The organism is Streptomyces sp. NPDC041200 (genome assembly GCF_055591805.1).
The window spans coordinates 32,001-49,400 of sequence record NZ_JBVIZF010000009.1; the positions used below are offsets into that span (position 1 = coordinate 32,001).

Here is a 17,400-nt window from a genome sequence, read left to right on the forward strand (position 1 = left end):
GCGATAAGGGTCCTCGGCGTAGCAGTACCTACGACTCAATGTCCGTACCGGAGCCCTTTCCCACATGACGAGCAGCACCGAGGCAACCCGCACCACCCCGCAGGTGGCGGTAAACGACATCGGTTCCGAGGAAGCCTTCCTCGCCGCGATCGACGAGACGATCAAGTACTTCAACGACGGCGACATCGTCGACGGCGTCATCGTGAAGGTCGACCGGGACGAGGTCCTGCTCGACATTGGTTACAAGACCGAAGGCGTCATCCCTTCCCGCGAGCTTTCGATCAAGCACGACGTCGACCCGAACGAGGTCGTGGCCGTCGGCGATGAGATCGAGGCCCTGGTTCTCCAGAAGGAGGACAAGGAAGGCCGCCTGATCCTCTCGAAGAAGCGCGCCCAGTACGAGCGTGCCTGGGGCACCATCGAGAAGATCAAGGAAGAGGACGGGATCGTCACCGGTACCGTCATCGAGGTCGTCAAGGGTGGTCTCATCCTCGACATCGGCCTCCGCGGCTTCCTCCCCGCCTCCCTGGTCGAGATGCGCCGCGTCCGCGACCTCCAGCCCTACGTGGGCAAGGAGCTCGAGGCGAAGATCATCGAGCTGGACAAGAACCGCAACAACGTGGTCCTGTCCCGCCGCGCCTGGCTGGAGCAGACCCAGAGCGAGGTCCGTCAGACCTTCCTCACCACCCTCCAGAAGGGTCAGGTGCGCTCCGGCGTCGTCTCCTCCATCGTCAACTTCGGTGCCTTCGTGGACCTGGGTGGCGTCGACGGTCTGGTCCACGTTTCCGAGCTGTCCTGGAAGCACATCGACCACCCGTCCGAGGTCGTCGAGGTCGGCCAGGAGGTCACGGTCGAGGTCCTCGACGTCGACATGGACCGCGAGCGCGTCTCCCTGTCGCTCAAGGCGACCCAGGAAGACCCGTGGCAGCAGTTCGCCCGGACCCACCAGATCGGTCAGGTCGTCCCGGGTAAGGTCACGAAGCTCGTGCCGTTCGGTGCGTTCGTCCGCGTGGACGAGGGCATCGAGGGTCTGGTCCACATCTCCGAGCTGGCCGAGCGCCACGTGGAGATCCCGGAGCAGGTCGTCCAGGTCAACGACGAGATCTTCGTCAAGGTCATCGACATCGACCTCGAGCGCCGCCGCATCAGCCTCTCGCTGAAGCAGGCCAACGAGGCCTTCGGTGCCGACCCGTCCGTGGTCGAGTTCGACCCGACCCTGTACGGCATGGCCGCGTCGTACGACGACCAGGGCAACTACATCTACCCCGAGGGCTTCGACCCCGAGGCCAACGACTGGCTCGAGGGCTACGAGAAGCAGCGCGAGGAGTGGGAGCGTCAGTACGCCGACGCGCAGACCCGCTTCGAGCAGCACCAGGCGCAGGTCATCAAGTCCCGCGAGGCCGACGAGCAGGCCGCTGCCGAGGGTGCGAGCAGCGCTGCCCCGGCGCCCGGCGGCGGGCAGGCCTCCGGCGGCGGTTCGTACTCCTCGGAGTCGGCCGACAACTCCGGCGCCCTGGCGTCGGACGAGGCGCTGGCCGCGCTCCGCGAGAAGCTGGCCGGTGGCCAGAGCTGAACCGCTGTGCCGCTGACCGCTAGCGGTACCGGCTGATCGAGTGTGAGGCCCGTTCCCCTCCGGGGGAGCGGGCCTCACGCATGTCCTCAGGCATGTCTCCGGTCGCGGACGGCCATGATGCGCACAGGAGTTGTGGCCGGGGACCGGGAATGCGCCCGCCCCCGCGTGGTGTTTTCGCGTACGGAACACAAGGAGGAGCGGTCACAGTGCTTGATCCACAGGATTTGTACGCGTGGGAACCGAGCGGGCTCGCGGAAGTCGACGCGATAGCCTCCCGGGATTCGGCCGGGCTGGTGCTGCTCTACCACTTCGACGGTTACATCGATGCGGGGGAGACCGGCGACCAGATCGTGGAGCGGCTGCTCGACGGACTGCCGCGGCAGGTCGTCGCCCGCTTCGACCACGACCGGCTCGTCGACTACCGGGCCCGGCGACCCCTGCTCACCTTCCAGCGCGACCGCTGGACGGGCTATGAGACCCCGGCGATCGAACTCCACCTGGTGCGGGACGCGACCGCGGCACCCTTCCTGCTGCTCTGCGGGCCCGAACCGGACGTGGAGTGGGAGCGTTTCGCGGCCGCGGTGCGGCAGATCATCGAGCGGCTCGGCGTGCGGCTCGCCGTGAACTTCCACGGCATCCCGATGGGCGTTCCGCACACCCGGCCGGTAGGCCTCACCCCGCACGGCAACCGCACCGATCTGATGCCCGGCCACCGCGGCCTCTTCGACGAGGCCCAGGTGCCCGGCAGCGCCGAGTCGCTGATCGAGTACCGGCTCGGCGAGGCGGGCCACGACGTCCTCGGGGTCGCCGCCCACGTCCCCCACTATCTGGCCCGTTCCGCCTATCCCGACGCGGCGCTCACCGCGCTGGAGGCGGTCACCGCGGCCACCGGCCTGGTGCTGCCGGGCGCCGCCCACGCACTGCGCAACGAGGCGCTGAAGACGCAGGAGGAGATCGAGCGGCAGGTTTCGGAGGGGGACGACGAGCTGGTCGCGCTCGTACGGGGCCTTGAGCACCAGTACGACGCGGTGGCCGGGGCCGAGAGCCGCGGCAACCTGGTCGCGGAACCGGCCGAGCTGCCGTCGGCGGATGAGCTGGGCGCCGAGTTCGAGCGCTTCCTCGCCGAGCGGGAAGGCGGCGAGGGCGGCGCCTGAGCGGCGGTCCGTATAGCGTGGGCCCCATGCTGAAGCTGGGGCTCACGGGCGGAATCGGCGCGGGCAAGAGCGAAGTCTCGCGCATCTTGGTCTCTTACGGCGCGGTGCTGATCGACTCCGATCGGATCGCCCGTGAGGTGGTCGAGCCAGGAACCCCCGGCCTCGCCGCCGTCGTCGACGAGTTCGGGCCGGGGGTGCTGACCGCCGACGGTCGGCTCGACCGGCCGAAGCTCGGCGGGATCGTCTTCAACGACCCCGAGCGGCTGCGCGCGCTGAACGCCATCGTCCACCCCCTGGTCCGCGACCGCTCTGCCGAGCTGCAGGCGGCCGCCGGGCCCGAGGCGGTGGTCGTCCACGATGTCCCGCTGCTCGCCGAGAACGGACTGGGGTCCCTGTACGACTTGGTCCTCGTCGTCGACGCCACGCCGGAAACCCAGCTCGACCGGCTGGTCCGGCTGCGCGGCATGACCGAGGACGAGGCGCGGTCCCGGATGGCGGCCCAGGCGACCCGCGAGGAGCGGCTGGCCGTCGCCGATGTCGTGATCGACAATGACGGCCCGCTGGAGGAGCTGGAGCCGCGGGTCCGGAAGGTCTGGACGGAGCTGGCGGAGCGGGCGGCCGCCACGGGCTGAGCCGGATGGGCTGAGCCGGATGGGCTGAGGCGACGGGCCGGGCTTGCGGGGCGGGCCGAGGGGGAATGTGGCGCACCAGGTGGTTGTTGTGCTGCCCGTACCGACGATCATCACCAAGGGACCGCCGAGGGACCGCAGAGCGACACCGAGGAACCACCGAGGGATCACCGCACACGGGGCCAATGATCACGCAAGCCCGGGGAAGGAAGCGGCTGTGCCCGAGCCCACGCCCGAGACCCACGTCATCGACTACCGCGCCGCGGAGCAGCTGCTCGCCGCCCGAGATCCGCGAGGCGCCGTCAAGCTGCTCGACTCGGTCATCACCGCCCACCCCGAGAACACCGCGGCCCGGCTGCTGCGGGCCCGCGCGTTCTTCGGCGCGGCGCAGCTCCGCGCCGCGGAACTCGAATTCCACATCGTCCTGGAGCGCGAGCCGGACAACGCGTTCGCCCACTTCGCCCTCGCCCGTACGCTGGAGCGGGCCTCCCGCCGGGCCGAGGCCACCCGCCACTTCCGCCTCGCCGCGGCGCTCGATCCGCGCCCGGACTTCGTGGAGGCGGCGCGGTTCGGCGAGCAGGACTGAGCCGGGGCGCTGCCACCGGAGGACACCCCCTAGCGCCGTCGCCCCCTGACCGGCGCGTACGGCGGCACGTCCCGCCCCGGCTGGTAGTGCGGCCCCTGCCGGATGTGCCGGATGACCAGCACCAGGTCGGTCAGGGTGACGGCGGCGAGTGCCGCGCAGGCGGCCGCCCAGCCCGGCCTGTCCGCCAGCGCGAACGCCACCGCGCCGCCGACGGTCCACAGCAGCCCCCAGATGGCGAGCCACAGCCGCATGCGCAGCGGGCTGCGCGCATGCACGGGCTCATCGCCCGTCCGGATGAATCGCATCGACATCACAGCGCATCTCCCACCCACCCCCTGCGTCTCCCTTCTTCGACGCTACCGCGACAGGGCTGTCGGCGTGGTCTGCGATCATGTGCTGAGCACACAGGAGCTGTGCCTCCACCCGCGCACGAAGAGGAGCCGCACGTGATCCAGCAGTCATGGAACGAATCGGCCGCCCGGCGGGCCCGCATACGCGGCTGTCTGCTCGGCGGCGCGATCGGTGACGCGCTCGGCAACCCGATCGAGTTCCGCTCCCTGTCGGGGATCCGGGAGGCGTACGGCGCGGCGGGCGTCACCGGACTCGTTCCGGACGACAGCGGCATCACGGGCCGGATCACCGATGACACCCAGATGACCCTGTTCACGGCCGAGGGGCTGATCCGGGCCCACGCCCGCGCCCAGGCCGAGGGCGTCGGCGGGGCCGAGATCGCCATCGTCCGCCAGGCGTATCTGCGCTGGCTCGACACCCAGAACTACCCCGAGCCGCCGCCCCCGCGGACCGGAGACCACGTCGGCCGGTCCGGCTGGCTGCGCACCCACCCGTGGCTGTACGCCCGCCGCGCGCCCGGAAACGCCTGCCTCTCCGGCCTCCACGTAGACCACACCCCCGCCTCGGACCTCCCCCTCCACGGCGGCCCGGGCCCGGTGAACGGCGGCTCCAAGGGCTGCGGCACCGTGATGCGGTCGGCCCCGTTCGGCCTCACGGGCCAGCCCGCCCGCGACTGCTTCGACCTCGCCGCCCGCTGCGCCCAGATCACCCACGGCCACCCGACCGGCTACCTCGCGGCGGGTGCCCTGGCCGCGATGGTCGCGTACCTCCTCGACGGCGACTCCCTGGAGGGCGCCGCCCTGCGCACCCTGCACATGCTGCGCGCCTATCCGCGCCACGAGGAGACCGCCACCGCCCTGCGCCGCGCGATCGACCTGGCGGCCGGGGGCGACCCCACCGCGGAGAAGGCCGAGTCACTCGGCGGCGGCTGGATCGCCGAGGAAGCGCTGGCCATCGGCGTCTACGCCGCCCTGGCGCACCCTCGCCCCGAGGCGGCCCTGCTGCTCTCCGTCAACCACTCGGGCGACAGCGACTCCACCGGCGCGATCTGCGGCAACCTCCTGGGCGTCCACCACGGCGACCTGCGCCTCCCCCCGTCCTGGCTGGCCCAGGTGGAGGGCCGCGGCACGATAGCCGAGCTGGCCGACGACTTCGCCTTCGCCTTCCACCCCTCCGCCGAGCCGCACGCCGCCCCGGTCTTCCCCCAGGACCGCTACCCGCTCAACTGACCGCCGCCATTAATCGTTCGAGCGTGCGGACCGGTTCTTGCTACCGTGCCTGACGTGGCGAAACTCAATCAGATCATCGCCGTGGAGAAGGGCGTCAAGGCCAAGTCCCACCAGGACCTGACGGCTGCCCACCACGGTCTGCAGAAGCCGGCCCTGCTCGCGGGGATATCCCGTACGTACCAGCCGAAGGACGAGGAGGGCGAGCAGCTCCCGCCCGAGTCCACCCGCGTCCAGGTCAAGTCCGAGGACGTGCTGAGGGACACGGCGGCCACCCTGACCCGCCTCTTCGACGTCACTGCCACCAAGGACTGGTCGAACTGCGCGGCGAGGGCGGATGTGACGGTCGAGGGCCGCACGCTGCTGCGCGACGTCCCGGTCGCCTACCTTCTCTTCCTGGAGAAGCAACTGGCCGACCTGGGCGCCTTCGTCCGCAAGCTGCCGGTCCTGGATGCCGCCGAGTCCTGGTCCGTGGACCCGTCCACGGACTCCTGGAAGACCGAGCCGGTGCGTACGGTCCGTACGAAGAAGGTCCCCCGCAACCACGTCAAGGCGGAGGCCACCGACAAACACCCGGCCCAGGTCGAGGTCTACTACGAGGACATCCCGGTCGGCTACTGGACCACGGTCAAGTTCTCCGGCGCCCTCCCAGCCCGCAGGGTCAACGAGCTGCTCGACCGCGTCGAAAAGCTCCAGCAGGCGGTCAAGTTCGCCCGCGAGGAGGCCAACGGCATCGAGGTCACCGACCAGAAGGTGGGCGACGTGGTCTTCGGCTACCTCTTCGGGTAGCGTCATGAACTCCCCGTCCGCCCGAGCGCGGACGGGGTGCGCGAGGAGCGCAAGCTGAAGCTGAAGCTTGTCGTGACGGCGCGGTCAGCCCGCAGAGGAGGCCGCGATCAATCTCAGACTCTCGCTCCAGACTCAGCATTCGCCGCCGATCGCCGGATCGACCGGGCTGGGCCCTCGTCGTCGGATGCCGGTTCAAGTCCGGCCCGCGCAGCTATTTCCCTCCGATGCGCGGTAGTTCAAAGGCAGAACACGACGACATGATGACTGACCCACGCCCTTAAACGATCCCGGCGTGCGCAGCTGGGCGGCATCCCAGGACCCGGGGGCAGGCTACGCCCCCGGGTCCGCTCCTCTTCCAGGCTGATGTGCCCCAGTACACAGGCGTTCTGATGATTAGTCATATGATCGACTTATGGGCATTGGGGAAGTTACTCGTGACGACGTACTGAAGACGCTGGAGGAGTACGACGCCCTCGGCGGGGAGGCCTTCCTCGCGCATTACGGGTATCGGCGGGCCCGGGGCTATCTGCTCGTGCACAACGGCCGTCGCTACGACTCCAAAGCCATCGTCGGAGCGGCCCATCGGCATGTCAACGGTCGTGCTTTGGGCTCCGGTGACTTCTCCGGAGGCGCGGCCACCGTCGTTCCCGTGCTGACGGGCCTCGGGTTTCATGTCGACGGGCCTCAGGCCGACGAGGCGGCACCCCCGTCTCCCGGCGCCCGTCTATTGGTGTCGCCAGCGTTCGGAAAGGCCGAGTCGCGCCGGCACTGGGGGGATACCCTGGACCGCACGGTGCCCTTCGCCGAGCCGAAGTACGCTGACAACCTGACGGACGCCGAGTTGAGCAGCCTGAGCGCTCTGCACCCCGAAGGCCAAGCCCGTTTCTGGGGCGCGACGGCGAGCCATGACCGAAAGATGGCGGACGTCACCACAGGGGATGTCGTGCTGTTCACGGGACGGAACCATGTGCTGGCCGTCGGCGAGATCGGCGCAATCTTCCGGAACAGCTCTTTCGCGGACACGATGTGGCCACCGAATCCGGGCGGGGAGAGCTGGCACACGGTCTACAGCCTGCGGCAGTTCGTGCCGACAGAGGTCCCCTATGAGACGTTGAACGCCCTCCTCGGATATAAGCCCGGCTTCAAGTACCCGGGCCAGATGGTGTTTTCCGGAGACATGGCGCGGGCTGGGATCGACGGTCTCCTCATCACCACCCAGACGGCCCTTGAGGAAGTGGGAGCCGAGACTCCGTCCGGCTCCGTTCGTGTGATGCCCGTGGAGCGGCAGCACACGCGCTCCACCACCGTCGAGCGACCGGCTCGGCAGCTCCTCTTCAACAGGGAGGAGGCGGCGCTGGTCACCGAGTTCTGTGCCACCTTTCCCGGCCCGAAGCCGAATCGGTTCGCCAGCGCGGCGGGCATCTGCGACATCTACGTGAAATCCCCCGAGAGGTGCGAGCTCATCGAGGCGAAGTCCCGAGTGGAGCGCGGCCACGTCCGCGAAGCGCTCGCTCAACTCCTCGACTATGCGCGCTTCGTCCCGGACAAGGTCGATCGGCTCTCGGCGCTGTTCCCGGAGCCCCTCGCGCCGAAGGAGCGCAGCCTGCTGCACCATTACGGAATCGACGTCATCTACCGGGCGGGACCCGGTGGCTTCGAGCGTGACCCGGCTCCCGACGACGCGCGCGAGCGCATGCGCGGCCTGTGGGAGTGGAGCGATTCGTGACGGGCCGCGGACGAATGATGCGCCTGGTGCGGGAGTGCTTGCGGACCGTAACGGCCACGCCGTAAGGTCAACGGCGCGGCTGAATATGCGGTGCGCCCTCCCGCAGTCAGGTCCGCCCGTGGCGTAAGGCACGACCCGCGCCGGTTCCCGCAACCTCTTCGAGGCCCCGCGTGGACAGAGCCGGGGCCCGCCGAACGTGACGGCGGTTCCTGTGTCCTGTGGGGAGTGAACCCAATGTTCTTCCGTGACGTCTGCCAGTTCGTGCTCGAGCACATCGAGGGGCTGGCGGTGGAGTTTTCCGCCGCTTGTCTCCTGCACCACTTCACCAAGTGGACGTGCGACAAGCACTGACCGGCTTCCTCCCCGCCACCGTACCGATGGCGGGGAGGGGCGTGTCTGTCGCGTGCACGAGGGGGAGGGCTGCTTCGCGGTATGGAAGCGAGAGAGACGACATTCGAGAAGCTGATTCAGGGGGACAATCAGTTTCAGATCCCGCTCTACCAGCGCACATACAGCTGGAAGCGGGACGATCACGAGCGGCTGTGGGCCGACCTCGGCGAGCAGGCGGCCGCGCTGGCTCAGCCTTCCGAACCCGCTGACGGGATGGACGGTGACGACCCTGTCCGGCACTTCCTCGGCTCGGTGGTCCTCGCCCCCCGGCCTCCGCTCCCCGACACGGTGCAACGCTGGGTCGTCATCGACGGACAGCAGCGTCTGACGACGCTGATGCTCCTCGCGTGCGCGCTGCGCGATCACGTCCGCGCCTTCGACTCCTCGAAGGCGGATCTGATCCATCGCCGCTATCTCATCAACGAAGAGGACTACACCGGACTCGACGCCTACCGGCTCCTGCCGACGCAGGCCGACCGTCCCTCCTTTCTCGCATGTATCGACGGGCTACCGTCCGCCGGCGGCGAGGACAGCGTAGGGCGGGCCTACAGCTATTTCCGCGCAGCCCTCACCGAGCTCGACCCGCGAGGTGAGTGGGACGCGACGCGCCATATCGACCAAGCCCTCCGACGCCGTCTCTCACTCGTGACCATCACGGCCGGTCCACGCGACAACGTCTACCGGATCTTCGAGTCGCTGAACAACACGGGCGTCCCTCTCACCCAGGCCGACCTGCTGCGCAACTACCTCTTCATGCAGCTGCCCCGCCTCGGCGAGCACGTGTACGAGAAGCTCTGGCTGCCGCTGCAGACCGAACTCGGCCCCGACCGCCTGGTCACTCTGGCCTGGCTCGACCTCGTGTTGCGGGGACAGACGCGGGCCAAGGTCAGCGAGGTCTACGTGGGCCAGCAGCGCAGGCTGGCGGCGATCGCGGCTTCCGGAGGCGAAGAGGGGCTGCGTGAGGACGTCGCCGGACTGCGCCGACTCGGGAGCGTTCTCCTCCGCCTCATCGAACCCAGCCGAGAGCCGCACCCAGAGGTGCGGGAGGTGCTCATCCGCTTGGAGCAGTGGGGCGGAGAGGTGCACTACCCGCTCGCACTGCACATCCTCGACCACCTCGACCGGGGCTCCGCCACGGCGGAAGAAGCGACCCAGGCGCTGTTCTACCTGGAGAGCTTCCTTGTCCGTCGCATGATCTGCTACGTACGGACAAACAACCTCAACCGGGTGCTGTCCGCCGCCCCCTCCGAGCTGGAACGGGACAGGCCACTCCCCGAAGCGGTCCACCGGTACCTGTCCGGCCCCCGCCGTTACTGGCCCGGCGACGCGCAACTCCGCGAAGCGGTCCGTACCCAGCCGTTCTACTGGCACGGCAAGCACCCGCAACGCGCGTACGTTCTGCGACGGTTCGAGGAGAGCTATGCCGGGCCCGAGCCGGTGGACTTCTCACGTTCCTGGGCCACGGTCGAGCACATCATGCCGCAGACACCGACCGATGAATGGCTCGGCGTTCTCGCCGAGGACGCCGACGACGGGAGCAAGCCGGAGGAACTACACGAGACCCTCGTGCACACGCTCGGCAATCTCACCCTGACCGGGGAGAACACCCGCCTGTCGAACCACCCGTACGAGCGCAAGCAGCAGATCCTCGACGAGAGCGCCCTGCGCATGAACCGCGAGATCGCCACCACCGAGCGCTGGGGGAAGGCGGAGATCCTCGCACGTGCCGAGCGACTGGCCGAGCGAGCGGTACGGCTCTGGCCCGGCCCGCTGGCAGTGGACGTCACAGAGACCGATGAACGGACGGAGTGGATCGTTCTCCGGCAGATCCTTGCCGGGCTCCCGTCCGGCTCGTGGACTACGTACGGGGACTTGGCGGCGGTCATCGGCCTTCACCCGCGTCCGCTCGGGACGTACCTGGGCACCCGCCGAGGCATCCCCAACGCCCATCGTGTCCTGATGTCTTCGGGGGCGCCGTCGCCGGACTTCGCCTGGCCCGACGGCCGCGCCGAGTCGCAGCGGGAGGCCCTGGAGCGCGAGGGTGTCCGCTTCCGCGAGGTGACCGCCGACCCCGAGCAGCGGATGCTTCTTGCCGCGCTGGCCGAACTGGCGGGTATGGAGCCGCCCGCCGACCACGAGGAGACAGCGGCCGGTGACCGGGCTCCGACCGAGGAGCGCCGCGCCAACTTCCGTGCCCTGCTCCATGAGCATCAGCCGTCCGTCGCCGACGGTGTGCTGACACTGCTGGAGAAGTGGGAGGCGGCAGAAGGCCGGCTCGGATACGGCTTCGCGCCCGAAACGAGTTGCTCGCCCGTGCTGAGGGAGGGGCACGGCCCCAGGGGATCGATCTGGCCGGTCGCGATCTATCCCCGCTCGGGCACGGTGGAGGTGGTGTTCGAGTACCTCAGTCGCAGGGAGCCCTTCACCCGGCCGAATCTTCTCAAGGATCTGCTGACGCGCATGAACGCGATCCCGGGGGTAGACCTCAGCATCGCCGATGGCGAGCTTCACCGCAGACGGCCGAGCTTTCCCGTCGAGACGTTGGCCGGGCCCGGGCTGGAGCGATTCCAAGAAGCTCTGGAGTGGTTTCGGCAACAGGTCGCGTAGACACGCTGCCCGCCCCAGCCGCGGTCAGCGCGGCAGGGTTGGATGATGAGCTGGTGCGCCGGAGCAGCGCGGCTCACCCCGTGCCGGCGCCGTCCCGGCGGCCGGTGCGGAGGCGGCGGTTCAGTTTGTGGAGGGCGGGGAAGCGGTCGCGGTTTTCCCGGGTGCTGCGGTCGAGTTCTTCCATGAGGCGGCGGGAGCGCTGTTCCATGTCCAGTTCGGCCAGGATGCGGTCGATCTCGGCGAGCAGGGCGCCTTGGAGCTGCCATTGGCCCGGGTGGCGCTGGACGCGGCGAAGGAGGAGGTGGGCGGCCTCGTCGCGGCTGGTGTGGGCTCGGGACAGCTCGGTGGCCAGCCGGGTTTCGGCCTCCTCGGCGCTGGCGCTGACCGGGCTGGTGACCAGGACGGCGAAGCTTTCGACGGCGGCGGCGGTGTGGCGGAAGAGGTCTTCCAGGGCCTCGGCGATGTCCGGGGGGAAGAGGGGTTCGTCCGTCCGCATCTTGGCGAGGTCGGTGAGGGTGCGGGTGAGGACGCGCAGGACGACCGTGCAGATCTCCAGGGTGTCCAGGCCGGTGCGCAGCACCACCCGGTGCAGAAGGCCCTCCTTGACGCGGGGGTTGAGGCGGACGCTGTCCTCGGCCTGCCGGAGGGCGGCGTCGACCTGGGAGATGTCGTGGTCGAGGCGGCGGGCCTCGTGGAGGCGGGCGGCGGCGCGTTCGACCGGGGTGGGGCTGCCCAGCTCCTCGGCCATGTGCAGCAGGAGCTGACGCATCCGGCGGGCGAGGTCCACGATGGACTCGCCGGCGGTGCGGACCCAGACGGGCGGCGCGAACAGGAAGTTGAAGGCCAGCCCGACGACGGCCCCGATCAGGGTTTCCAGCACCCGGGACCAGGCGGTCGTGGTCACCTGGCTCACGCCGAGGACGAGCATGGCGCTGATCGCCACCTCGGGGACGAATTCGCTCACCCGTGCGAAATGGCCGGCCGTCAGTGACGCGAGAATGATCAGACCCAGGCTCCACCAGGTCAGCCCGACCAGGATGGAGAAGGCGATGGCGAGCAGGACGCCCACCACCACGGCGTTCACCCGGCGGATACCGGTGGTGAGGGTCGCGAAGAGGGTCACCTGCACCACGAGCAGCGCGGTGAGCGGGGCGGTGAGCGGGGCCGCTTCGGTGCTCAGCTGGAGGGCGACGACGTACGCGATGGTCGCGGCCGCCGCGGATCGCAGGGTCTGGACGACGACGGGGGCTTTGCGGCGCTTGACGAGGTCCGCCACCGGGTCGAGGACATCAGGCACATGCTTGTCCCTTCCCGCTGCGCGCCTACGGGCACCGCGCCGCCGCCCGGCCACCTCGGACGGGCTAACGTGTGGGGCGTGATCAGGCCATTCAAGGGGACCGAAGACGACGAGGCGCTGCCCGGGAGCACCGGCCCCGCCGCCACCGTTGAAGCCGAGCCGCGCCAGGTCGGGCGGGTACGCACCGAGTACGCACCGGACCCGGACGGGGACCCCGACCCGGGCGAGATCGTCTGGACGTGGGTGCCGTACGAGGAGAACGACGGCCGCGGCAAGGACCGGCCTGTGGTGGTCGTCGCGCGGGAGCGCGGCGGCACGCTGCTGGCCGTCCAGCTGTCGAGCAAGCGGCATGACGACGACCGCGAGTGGGTGGGGATCGGCGCCGGGCCGTGGGACCGGGCCGGGCGCGACTCCTGGGTCAACCTGGACCGCGTCCTGCGGGTGCACCCGGACGGCATGCGGCGCGAGGCGTGTGCGCTGGACCGGCCGCGCTTCGACCTGGTCGTGCTGCGGCTGCGGCAGCGGTACGGCTGGCACTGAGCCGTACCGGCGTCAGGAGTCGGCCAGCGCCAGCAGCTTGGTGACCGTGTTCCAGTTGCGGGCGGTGGCCGTCACCCCGAGCCGGGGATTGCTGAGCTTCGCGGCCAGCTTGGAACGGCCGAGTCCGCCCGGCAGGTGGAGGTAGATCTCGCGCCCGACGAGCTGGAACTCGTCCGGCGCGTACGCGGCCGTGTCCAGCGCGTCCAGCGCCGAGGTGTCGGTGGGCACGTCCGACAGGAAGACCACATGGAGGGTCTTGGGTTCGGCCACGGCGGCGGGGTACGGGTTGGCGTCCACGGTGGCGGCCAGCTCGTCCCGGGTCCGCACCATCACCGGTACGGAGACGCCCAGGTCGGCGGAGAAGGCGTCCTCGAGCGTGCGGGCCGTCCGGTCGGGCGGGGTGCCGGGGTCGGCGAAGACGATGTTGCCGGTCTGGAGGTGGACGGTGACGTCCTCGAACCCCAGCTCGGCCATCAGCGCGCGCTGCCGCGCCATCGGGAACGTCTTGTGGCCGCCCACGTTGATGCCGCGCAGCAGCGCTATCTGGGATGTCATGGGCCGTTCTCCTGACGTGACGCCTGCGGGGAGCGTACCCGCACCGCGCCAGGAGGGGCACGGCATCATGGGGGACGTGCGGCTGGAAGCGATCACCTGGGAACGGCTGACCGACGCGACCGCCGACCGCATCGCCGGGATGACGGCGGCGGACGGCGGACCCTGGCTCAGGGTGGCGGTCGACGGCGCCCCCGCGGCGCGTCCCGGGGAACTGGCCCGGGACCTGGCGGAGGCGCTGCGCATCCGCGGGCGCCCGGTGCTCGTGGTCGCGGCGGCGGGATTTCTGCGGCCCGCGTCGCTGCGCTACGAGTACGGGAAGCGGGACGCCGACGCGTACTACGACCGCTGGCTGGACACCGGGGCCCTGTGGCGCGAGGTCTTCGCCCCGCTGGAGCCGGGACCGGGCGGCACCGGGCGGGTGCTGCCCGACCTGTGGGACCCGGCGACCGACCGGGCCACCCGCAGCCCCTACGCCGAACTGCCACCGGGCGGGGTGCTCCTGCTGCACGGGGCGCTGCTGCTGGGGCACTGGTTCCCGTTCGATCTGTCGGTGCATGTGTGGCTGACGCCGGGCGCCCTCGGCCGCCGCACCGAGGAGGACGAGCGCTGGACGCTGCCCGCCTTCGCGCGGTACGAGGACGAGGTGCGGCCCGTCGAGAGCGCGGATGTGGTGGTGCGGGCGGACAACCCCCGGCATCCGGCGTGGCACCGCCCGGAATCGTAGGCGGGATCTGCCTGGGGGCCGTCCGACCGCGCTCGTGCGCTACTTCTTCTGCGGGCACTCCTTCCACGCGAAGTGGTAGGTGGTGCTCACGTCGCCGTCCGTCGAGTCCATGGTCATGAAGCTCGTCGTGTCCCTGGTGTTCGACGATCCGGCGTTGACCCGCAGTTCGGTGTTGATGTTGAAGTTCCGCAGCTCACCGCAGGGGGACCAGACCACGGTGGCGATGTCGGCCTTGTCGGTGACCTGCCAGTTGTCGTCGTAGGCGCCGACGAAGTCATGCGAGGCCGATGTCGTCTGGGACTGCCCCTGGAAGTAGTACGAGGCCTTCTCGGTGGCGGACGCGCCCTTCTCCAGGTGTGCGTAGCCCCGGTAGTCGACGCTGGCGATGGCGTAGGAGAAGCCCTGCGGCACATGCGTGACCAGATTCAGCTGGCAGTTCTTCCTGAAGTCGGTCGGCTTGGCTCCCTTGCCCACCTGGGCGAGGTAGTCGCTGTACGTCACGGTGAAGGCGGTGTTGTCGGGAGAGACGGCCACCGCCGCCGTTCCCGCCGGACAGCCCGATCCGTTGACGGTCGCGACGGTGATCACGATCTTGTCAGGTGGCACGGTGTCGAACGGTGGTTGCGCGTATGCCTGGGAGGTGAGCGTCGAGGCGAATAACGCCGCGACCACGCCGCCTGCGTACAGAACACCGGGCATGATTCTCCATTCGATGGTGGATTTACCCGCCCTGCAGGAGGGGCCCGCCCTGTTGAACGGGTTAGGGGCATTCCTTCCAGGCCAGGTGGTAAACGGTGTTGGCTCCGCCGTCCGTCGAGTCCATGGCCATGAAGCTCGTGGTGCCCGTCGCGGAGGTGCCCGCGTTGACCCGCAGTTCGGTGTTGATGTTGAAGTTTCGGTCCTGGCCGCACGGCGCCCATACCAGTGCGCTGTAATCCGTGCTGTCGGTGGTCTGCCAGTTGTCGTTGTACGGACCGCTGAAGTCATGGGTGCGCGATGCGGTGTCCGGCGACCCCTGGAAGTAGTAACTCGCCTTCTCGGTGCCTTTCGCGCCTTTTTGCAGGGAGCCGTAGCCGCGGTAGTCGACCTGGGCGACGGCGTAGGTGAACCCCTGCGGCACGTGAACGCCCAGGTTGAGCTGGCAGTTCTTACGGATGTCGGTGGGGTTCGAGCTGGGGCCGACCTGGGCGAGATAGTCGCTGTAGGTCACGGTGAAGGCCGTGTTGTCACTGGCCACGGCTACCGCGGCGGTGCCTTTGGGGCAGCCCGAGCCGTTCACGGTATTGACGCTTATCTGGATCTTTTCCGGCGGTACATCGGGCGCCGAGGAAACACCTTGGGCGGAAAAGGCCGAGGCGAATAACGCCGCGGCCGCGCCGCCGGCGAGCAGAACACCGGACATGGCTCTCCAATTCGATCATCGGGGGACGTGGTTGAGCCGTGAAGGAACGCGCTCGTCTTTCGGGCGTGAGCGGTTAAACACGTGAGCGGGAAGAGCGGGAAGAACGAGAAGAGCGGAAGAGCGTCACCGCGTACTTGAATGTGCTTGCGTAGCATTCTCGCCGGGTGGGGCCCGCGAGCGCTCTTAAGGTAAGGGCGGAACGGGTCCATGACAAGATGGCGGTGGATTCCGGCGCCCAAAATATTTCCCAACCCGGTAACCGGTGACCCGGGAGACCCCTGGCGACTCAGAAGAGCGGTTGCGGAAGTACCCCTTCCAGGGCCAGCAGAGTCCGCTTGGTCTCCAGCCCGCCGCCGAAGCCGCCTATGCCGCCGTCGCTCTCCACGACGCGATGGCAGGGAACCACCACCGGCAGCGGATTGCTGCCCATCGCCACGCCGACCGCGCGGGCGGCGTCCGGCTCGCCGACCCGGCGGGCGAGGTCCTGGTACCCGACGACCGTGCCGTACGGGACGTGGGCGGCCAGCTCGCGCAGCACCCGGCGGTTGAAACCGGCGGACAGGGACCAGTCCAGCGGCAGGGCGAACGCCCGCGTCTTCTCGGCGAAGTAGCTCTCCACCTGCCGTATCGCCTCGGTGAGAAGCGGGCCGGGCTCGGGCGCGGGCCCGGTGCCGAGGCGGCGGGTGAGCCGGTCGACGGCTCCGGCCGCCGTCTTCCGGTCGGCGTGGAAGACCACGTTGACCAGCCCCTGGCCGGTGGCCGCGAGCAGCAGGGGACCGATGGGCGTGTCGGACACCGCCCAGGACCAGTCCTGGGTCTCCTGCCGCTCCGGCTGCCGCTCTTCGTTCGTCACACCCTCAGCGTAGGCGGGGGGTCCGACAGCGCCCCGCCGTCAGCCGTCGTCAGCGGGCGTCGTCCAGGGCGTCACGCACCACGTCGGGCTTGTTGGTGATGATCCCGTCCACCCCCATCCCCGCGACCCTGACCGCCGCCGGGCCGTCGTCCACCGTCCACGTGTAGACCTCCAGCGGACGGCCGTGCACCCCCTTCACCGCGTGGATCTCCTTCACGTACGCGGCGTCGATCGTCGTGTGGTTCGGGTTGATCTGGTCGGCGAACTCCGCGTACCGCGGCAGATCGGCGACGGGCGGGGTGCCCAGGAAACCGGTCTTGACGTCCCGCCGCAGCTGGTGGAGCGTCCGGACGGAGTCGGCGCTGAAGCTCTGCACGATCAGCCGCTTGAGGTGCTTGCGGTCAAGCCAGCCCTCCCGGCGCAGCTCGCGCAGCGTCTGCCGCTCGATGCCCGGGTACAGCTCCGGCGCCTTGATCTCCATGAGCAGCTTCTGGTGGTTGTCCGAAACCCGGTCCAGGTACTCCTCCAGGGTCGGCACCGGCTCGCCCGCGAACTTCGGTCCGAACCAGCTCCCGGCGTCGAGTTCCTCGATCTCGTCCAGGGTGAAGTCGGAGATCTTCCAGGGGGCGCGGTCCGGGAAGACCTGTTCGACGTCGGTGGTCCGGGTGAGTGTGGTGTCGTGCATGATGATCAGCTCGCCGTCCCGGGTGCGCTGCACGTCGTTCTCCACCCAGTCGACGCCCAGGTCATCGGCGGCGTCGACGGCGGCCAGGGTGTTCTCGGGGGCGTAGGCGGAGGCTCCCCGGTGCGCCACCGTCGTGGGGTGGTGGTGGTGCGATGTGCCGGGAGCGGCCTGCGCCGCCGTGGGGAGGAAGAGCGCGGAGACACCCAGGAGAGCGCCGGTTAACGCGGCGGCGGGGCGGATCTGCATACGGACTCCTCGCGTCGTCTGACTCGCGGACGGCCGAAGCGTGCCAGACGCGCGCCCCCGAGGACAG

The 17,400-nt window shown here is 69.5% G+C and carries 17 protein-coding genes; 10 read left to right on the top strand and 7 right to left on the bottom strand.

What is annotated here, in order from left to right; all coding sequences use genetic code 11:
- Positions 1-64 precede the first annotated feature (64 nt).
- The 4 genes from rpsA to ACZ6CL_RS21200 all read left to right on the top strand — a co-directional run bounded on the left by rpsA (position 65) and on the right by ACZ6CL_RS21200 (position 3,942).
- Positions 65-1,573, top strand: coding sequence for a 30S ribosomal protein S1 (gene rpsA, locus ACZ6CL_RS21185; RefSeq protein ID WP_468937682.1), 1,509 nt, complete (start codon positions 65-67; stop codon positions 1,571-1,573).
- Between the two features lie 206 nt (positions 1,574-1,779).
- The gene (locus ACZ6CL_RS21190) at positions 1,780-2,727 is read left to right on the top strand and encodes a PAC2 family protein (protein ID WP_450872923.1); all 948 of its coding nucleotides are present in this window, start codon (positions 1,780-1,782) and stop codon (positions 2,725-2,727) included.
- 26 nt (positions 2,728-2,753) lie between these two features.
- Positions 2,754-3,359, top strand: a complete 606-nt coding sequence (coaE, locus tag ACZ6CL_RS21195; RefSeq protein ID WP_468937683.1) for a dephospho-CoA kinase — start codon at positions 2,754-2,756, stop codon at positions 3,357-3,359.
- A gap of 214 nt (positions 3,360-3,573) precedes the next feature.
- On the top strand, positions 3,574-3,942 hold the full coding sequence (locus ACZ6CL_RS21200; protein WP_468937684.1) for a tetratricopeptide repeat protein: 369 nt from the start codon (positions 3,574-3,576) through the stop codon (positions 3,940-3,942).
- Positions 3,943-3,971: 29 nt separating this feature from the next.
- On the opposite strand, the gene ACZ6CL_RS21205 is transcribed toward ACZ6CL_RS21200, so the two are convergent.
- Positions 3,972-4,253 carry a DUF6343 family protein gene (locus tag ACZ6CL_RS21205; protein ID WP_468937685.1) on the bottom strand — a complete coding sequence of 94 codons (282 nt, stop codon included), beginning with the start codon at positions 4,251-4,253 and terminating at the stop codon, positions 3,972-3,974.
- A gap of 135 nt (positions 4,254-4,388) precedes the next feature.
- On the opposite strand from ACZ6CL_RS21205, the gene ACZ6CL_RS21210 reads away from it, so the two are divergent.
- The 4 genes from ACZ6CL_RS21210 (at position 4,389) to ACZ6CL_RS21225 (ending at position 11,031) form a co-directional block, all read left to right on the top strand.
- Positions 4,389-5,522, top strand: coding sequence for an ADP-ribosylglycohydrolase family protein (locus tag ACZ6CL_RS21210; protein WP_468937686.1), 1,134 nt, complete (start codon positions 4,389-4,391; stop codon positions 5,520-5,522).
- Between the two features lie 54 nt (positions 5,523-5,576).
- A complete protein-coding gene (locus ACZ6CL_RS21215; protein WP_468937687.1) occupies positions 5,577-6,308 on the top strand; it encodes a DUF7873 family protein in 732 nt (243 codons plus the stop codon).
- Positions 6,309-6,720: 412 nt separating this feature from the next.
- Positions 6,721-8,034 (top strand): ScoMcrA-related endonuclease, encoded by a 1,314-nt coding sequence (locus tag ACZ6CL_RS21220; protein WP_468937688.1) that lies wholly within the window; start codon positions 6,721-6,723, stop codon positions 8,032-8,034.
- A 432-nt stretch (positions 8,035-8,466) separates the two neighbouring features.
- A complete protein-coding gene (locus ACZ6CL_RS21225) occupies positions 8,467-11,031 on the top strand; it encodes a GmrSD restriction endonuclease domain-containing protein (RefSeq protein WP_468937689.1) in 2,565 nt (854 codons plus the stop codon).
- Between the two features lie 73 nt (positions 11,032-11,104).
- Here ACZ6CL_RS21225 and ACZ6CL_RS21230 read toward each other — a convergent pair whose 3' ends face one another.
- On the bottom strand, positions 11,105-12,328 hold the full coding sequence (locus ACZ6CL_RS21230; RefSeq protein ID WP_468937690.1) for an FUSC family protein: 1,224 nt from the start codon (positions 12,326-12,328) through the stop codon (positions 11,105-11,107).
- A 78-nt stretch (positions 12,329-12,406) separates the two neighbouring features.
- Between ACZ6CL_RS21230 and ACZ6CL_RS21235 the strand changes: the two genes are divergently transcribed.
- The gene (locus ACZ6CL_RS21235) at positions 12,407-12,868 is read left to right on the top strand and encodes a type II toxin-antitoxin system PemK/MazF family toxin (RefSeq protein WP_468937691.1); all 462 of its coding nucleotides are present in this window, start codon (positions 12,407-12,409) and stop codon (positions 12,866-12,868) included.
- Positions 12,869-12,880: 12 nt separating this feature from the next.
- Here ACZ6CL_RS21235 and ACZ6CL_RS21240 read toward each other — a convergent pair whose 3' ends face one another.
- A complete protein-coding gene (locus ACZ6CL_RS21240; RefSeq protein WP_468937692.1) occupies positions 12,881-13,423 on the bottom strand; it encodes a DUF1697 domain-containing protein in 543 nt (180 codons plus the stop codon).
- A 76-nt stretch (positions 13,424-13,499) separates the two neighbouring features.
- Here ACZ6CL_RS21240 and ACZ6CL_RS21245 point away from each other — a divergent pair, with 76 nt between their 5' ends.
- Positions 13,500-14,147 (top strand): nucleoside/nucleotide kinase family protein, encoded by a 648-nt coding sequence (locus tag ACZ6CL_RS21245; RefSeq protein WP_468937933.1) that lies wholly within the window; start codon positions 13,500-13,502, stop codon positions 14,145-14,147.
- 39 nt (positions 14,148-14,186) lie between these two features.
- Here the strand turns inward: ACZ6CL_RS21245 and ACZ6CL_RS21250 are convergent, their stop codons facing one another.
- From ACZ6CL_RS21250 to ACZ6CL_RS21265, 4 genes are all read right to left on the bottom strand, one after another.
- On the bottom strand, positions 14,187-14,846 hold the full coding sequence (locus ACZ6CL_RS21250) for a DUF4360 domain-containing protein (RefSeq protein WP_468937693.1): 660 nt from the start codon (positions 14,844-14,846) through the stop codon (positions 14,187-14,189).
- 61 nt (positions 14,847-14,907) lie between these two features.
- On the bottom strand, positions 14,908-15,549 hold the full coding sequence (locus ACZ6CL_RS21255; protein WP_468937694.1) for a DUF4360 domain-containing protein: 642 nt from the start codon (positions 15,547-15,549) through the stop codon (positions 14,908-14,910).
- A gap of 286 nt (positions 15,550-15,835) precedes the next feature.
- Positions 15,836-16,402: a methylated-DNA--[protein]-cysteine S-methyltransferase gene (locus ACZ6CL_RS21260; RefSeq protein ID WP_468937695.1), complete on the bottom strand. Its 567-nt coding sequence runs from the start codon at positions 16,400-16,402 to the stop codon at positions 15,836-15,838.
- A 49-nt stretch (positions 16,403-16,451) separates the two neighbouring features.
- Positions 16,452-17,333: a glycerophosphodiester phosphodiesterase gene (locus ACZ6CL_RS21265; RefSeq protein WP_468937696.1), complete on the bottom strand. Its 882-nt coding sequence runs from the start codon at positions 17,331-17,333 to the stop codon at positions 16,452-16,454.
- Positions 17,334-17,400 lie beyond the last annotated feature (67 nt).

What these genes read in the sequence shown, in the direction of transcription:
- ACZ6CL_RS21250 (WP_468937693.1), bottom strand. Translation starts at nt 14,846, where the DNA reads ATGCCCGGTGTTCTGTACGCAGGCGGCGTGGTCGCGGCGTTATTCGCC.
- ACZ6CL_RS21220 (WP_468937688.1), top strand. Translation starts at nt 6,721, where the DNA reads ATGGGCATTGGGGAAGTTACTCGTGACGACGTACTGAAGACGCTGGAG.
- coaE (WP_468937683.1), top strand. Translation starts at nt 2,754, where the DNA reads ATGCTGAAGCTGGGGCTCACGGGCGGAATCGGCGCGGGCAAGAGCGAA.
- ACZ6CL_RS21225 (WP_468937689.1), top strand. Translation starts at nt 8,467, where the DNA reads ATGGAAGCGAGAGAGACGACATTCGAGAAGCTGATTCAGGGGGACAAT.
- ACZ6CL_RS21205 (WP_468937685.1), bottom strand. Translation starts at nt 4,253, where the DNA reads ATGTCGATGCGATTCATCCGGACGGGCGATGAGCCCGTGCATGCGCGC.
- ACZ6CL_RS21265 (WP_468937696.1), bottom strand. Translation starts at nt 17,333, where the DNA reads ATGCAGATCCGCCCCGCCGCCGCGTTAACCGGCGCTCTCCTGGGTGTC.
- rpsA (WP_468937682.1), top strand. Translation starts at nt 65, where the DNA reads ATGACGAGCAGCACCGAGGCAACCCGCACCACCCCGCAGGTGGCGGTA.
- ACZ6CL_RS21240 (WP_468937692.1), bottom strand. Translation starts at nt 13,423, where the DNA reads ATGACATCCCAGATAGCGCTGCTGCGCGGCATCAACGTGGGCGGCCAC.
- ACZ6CL_RS21255 (WP_468937694.1), bottom strand. Translation starts at nt 15,549, where the DNA reads ATGTCCGGTGTTCTGCTCGCCGGCGGCGCGGCCGCGGCGTTATTCGCC.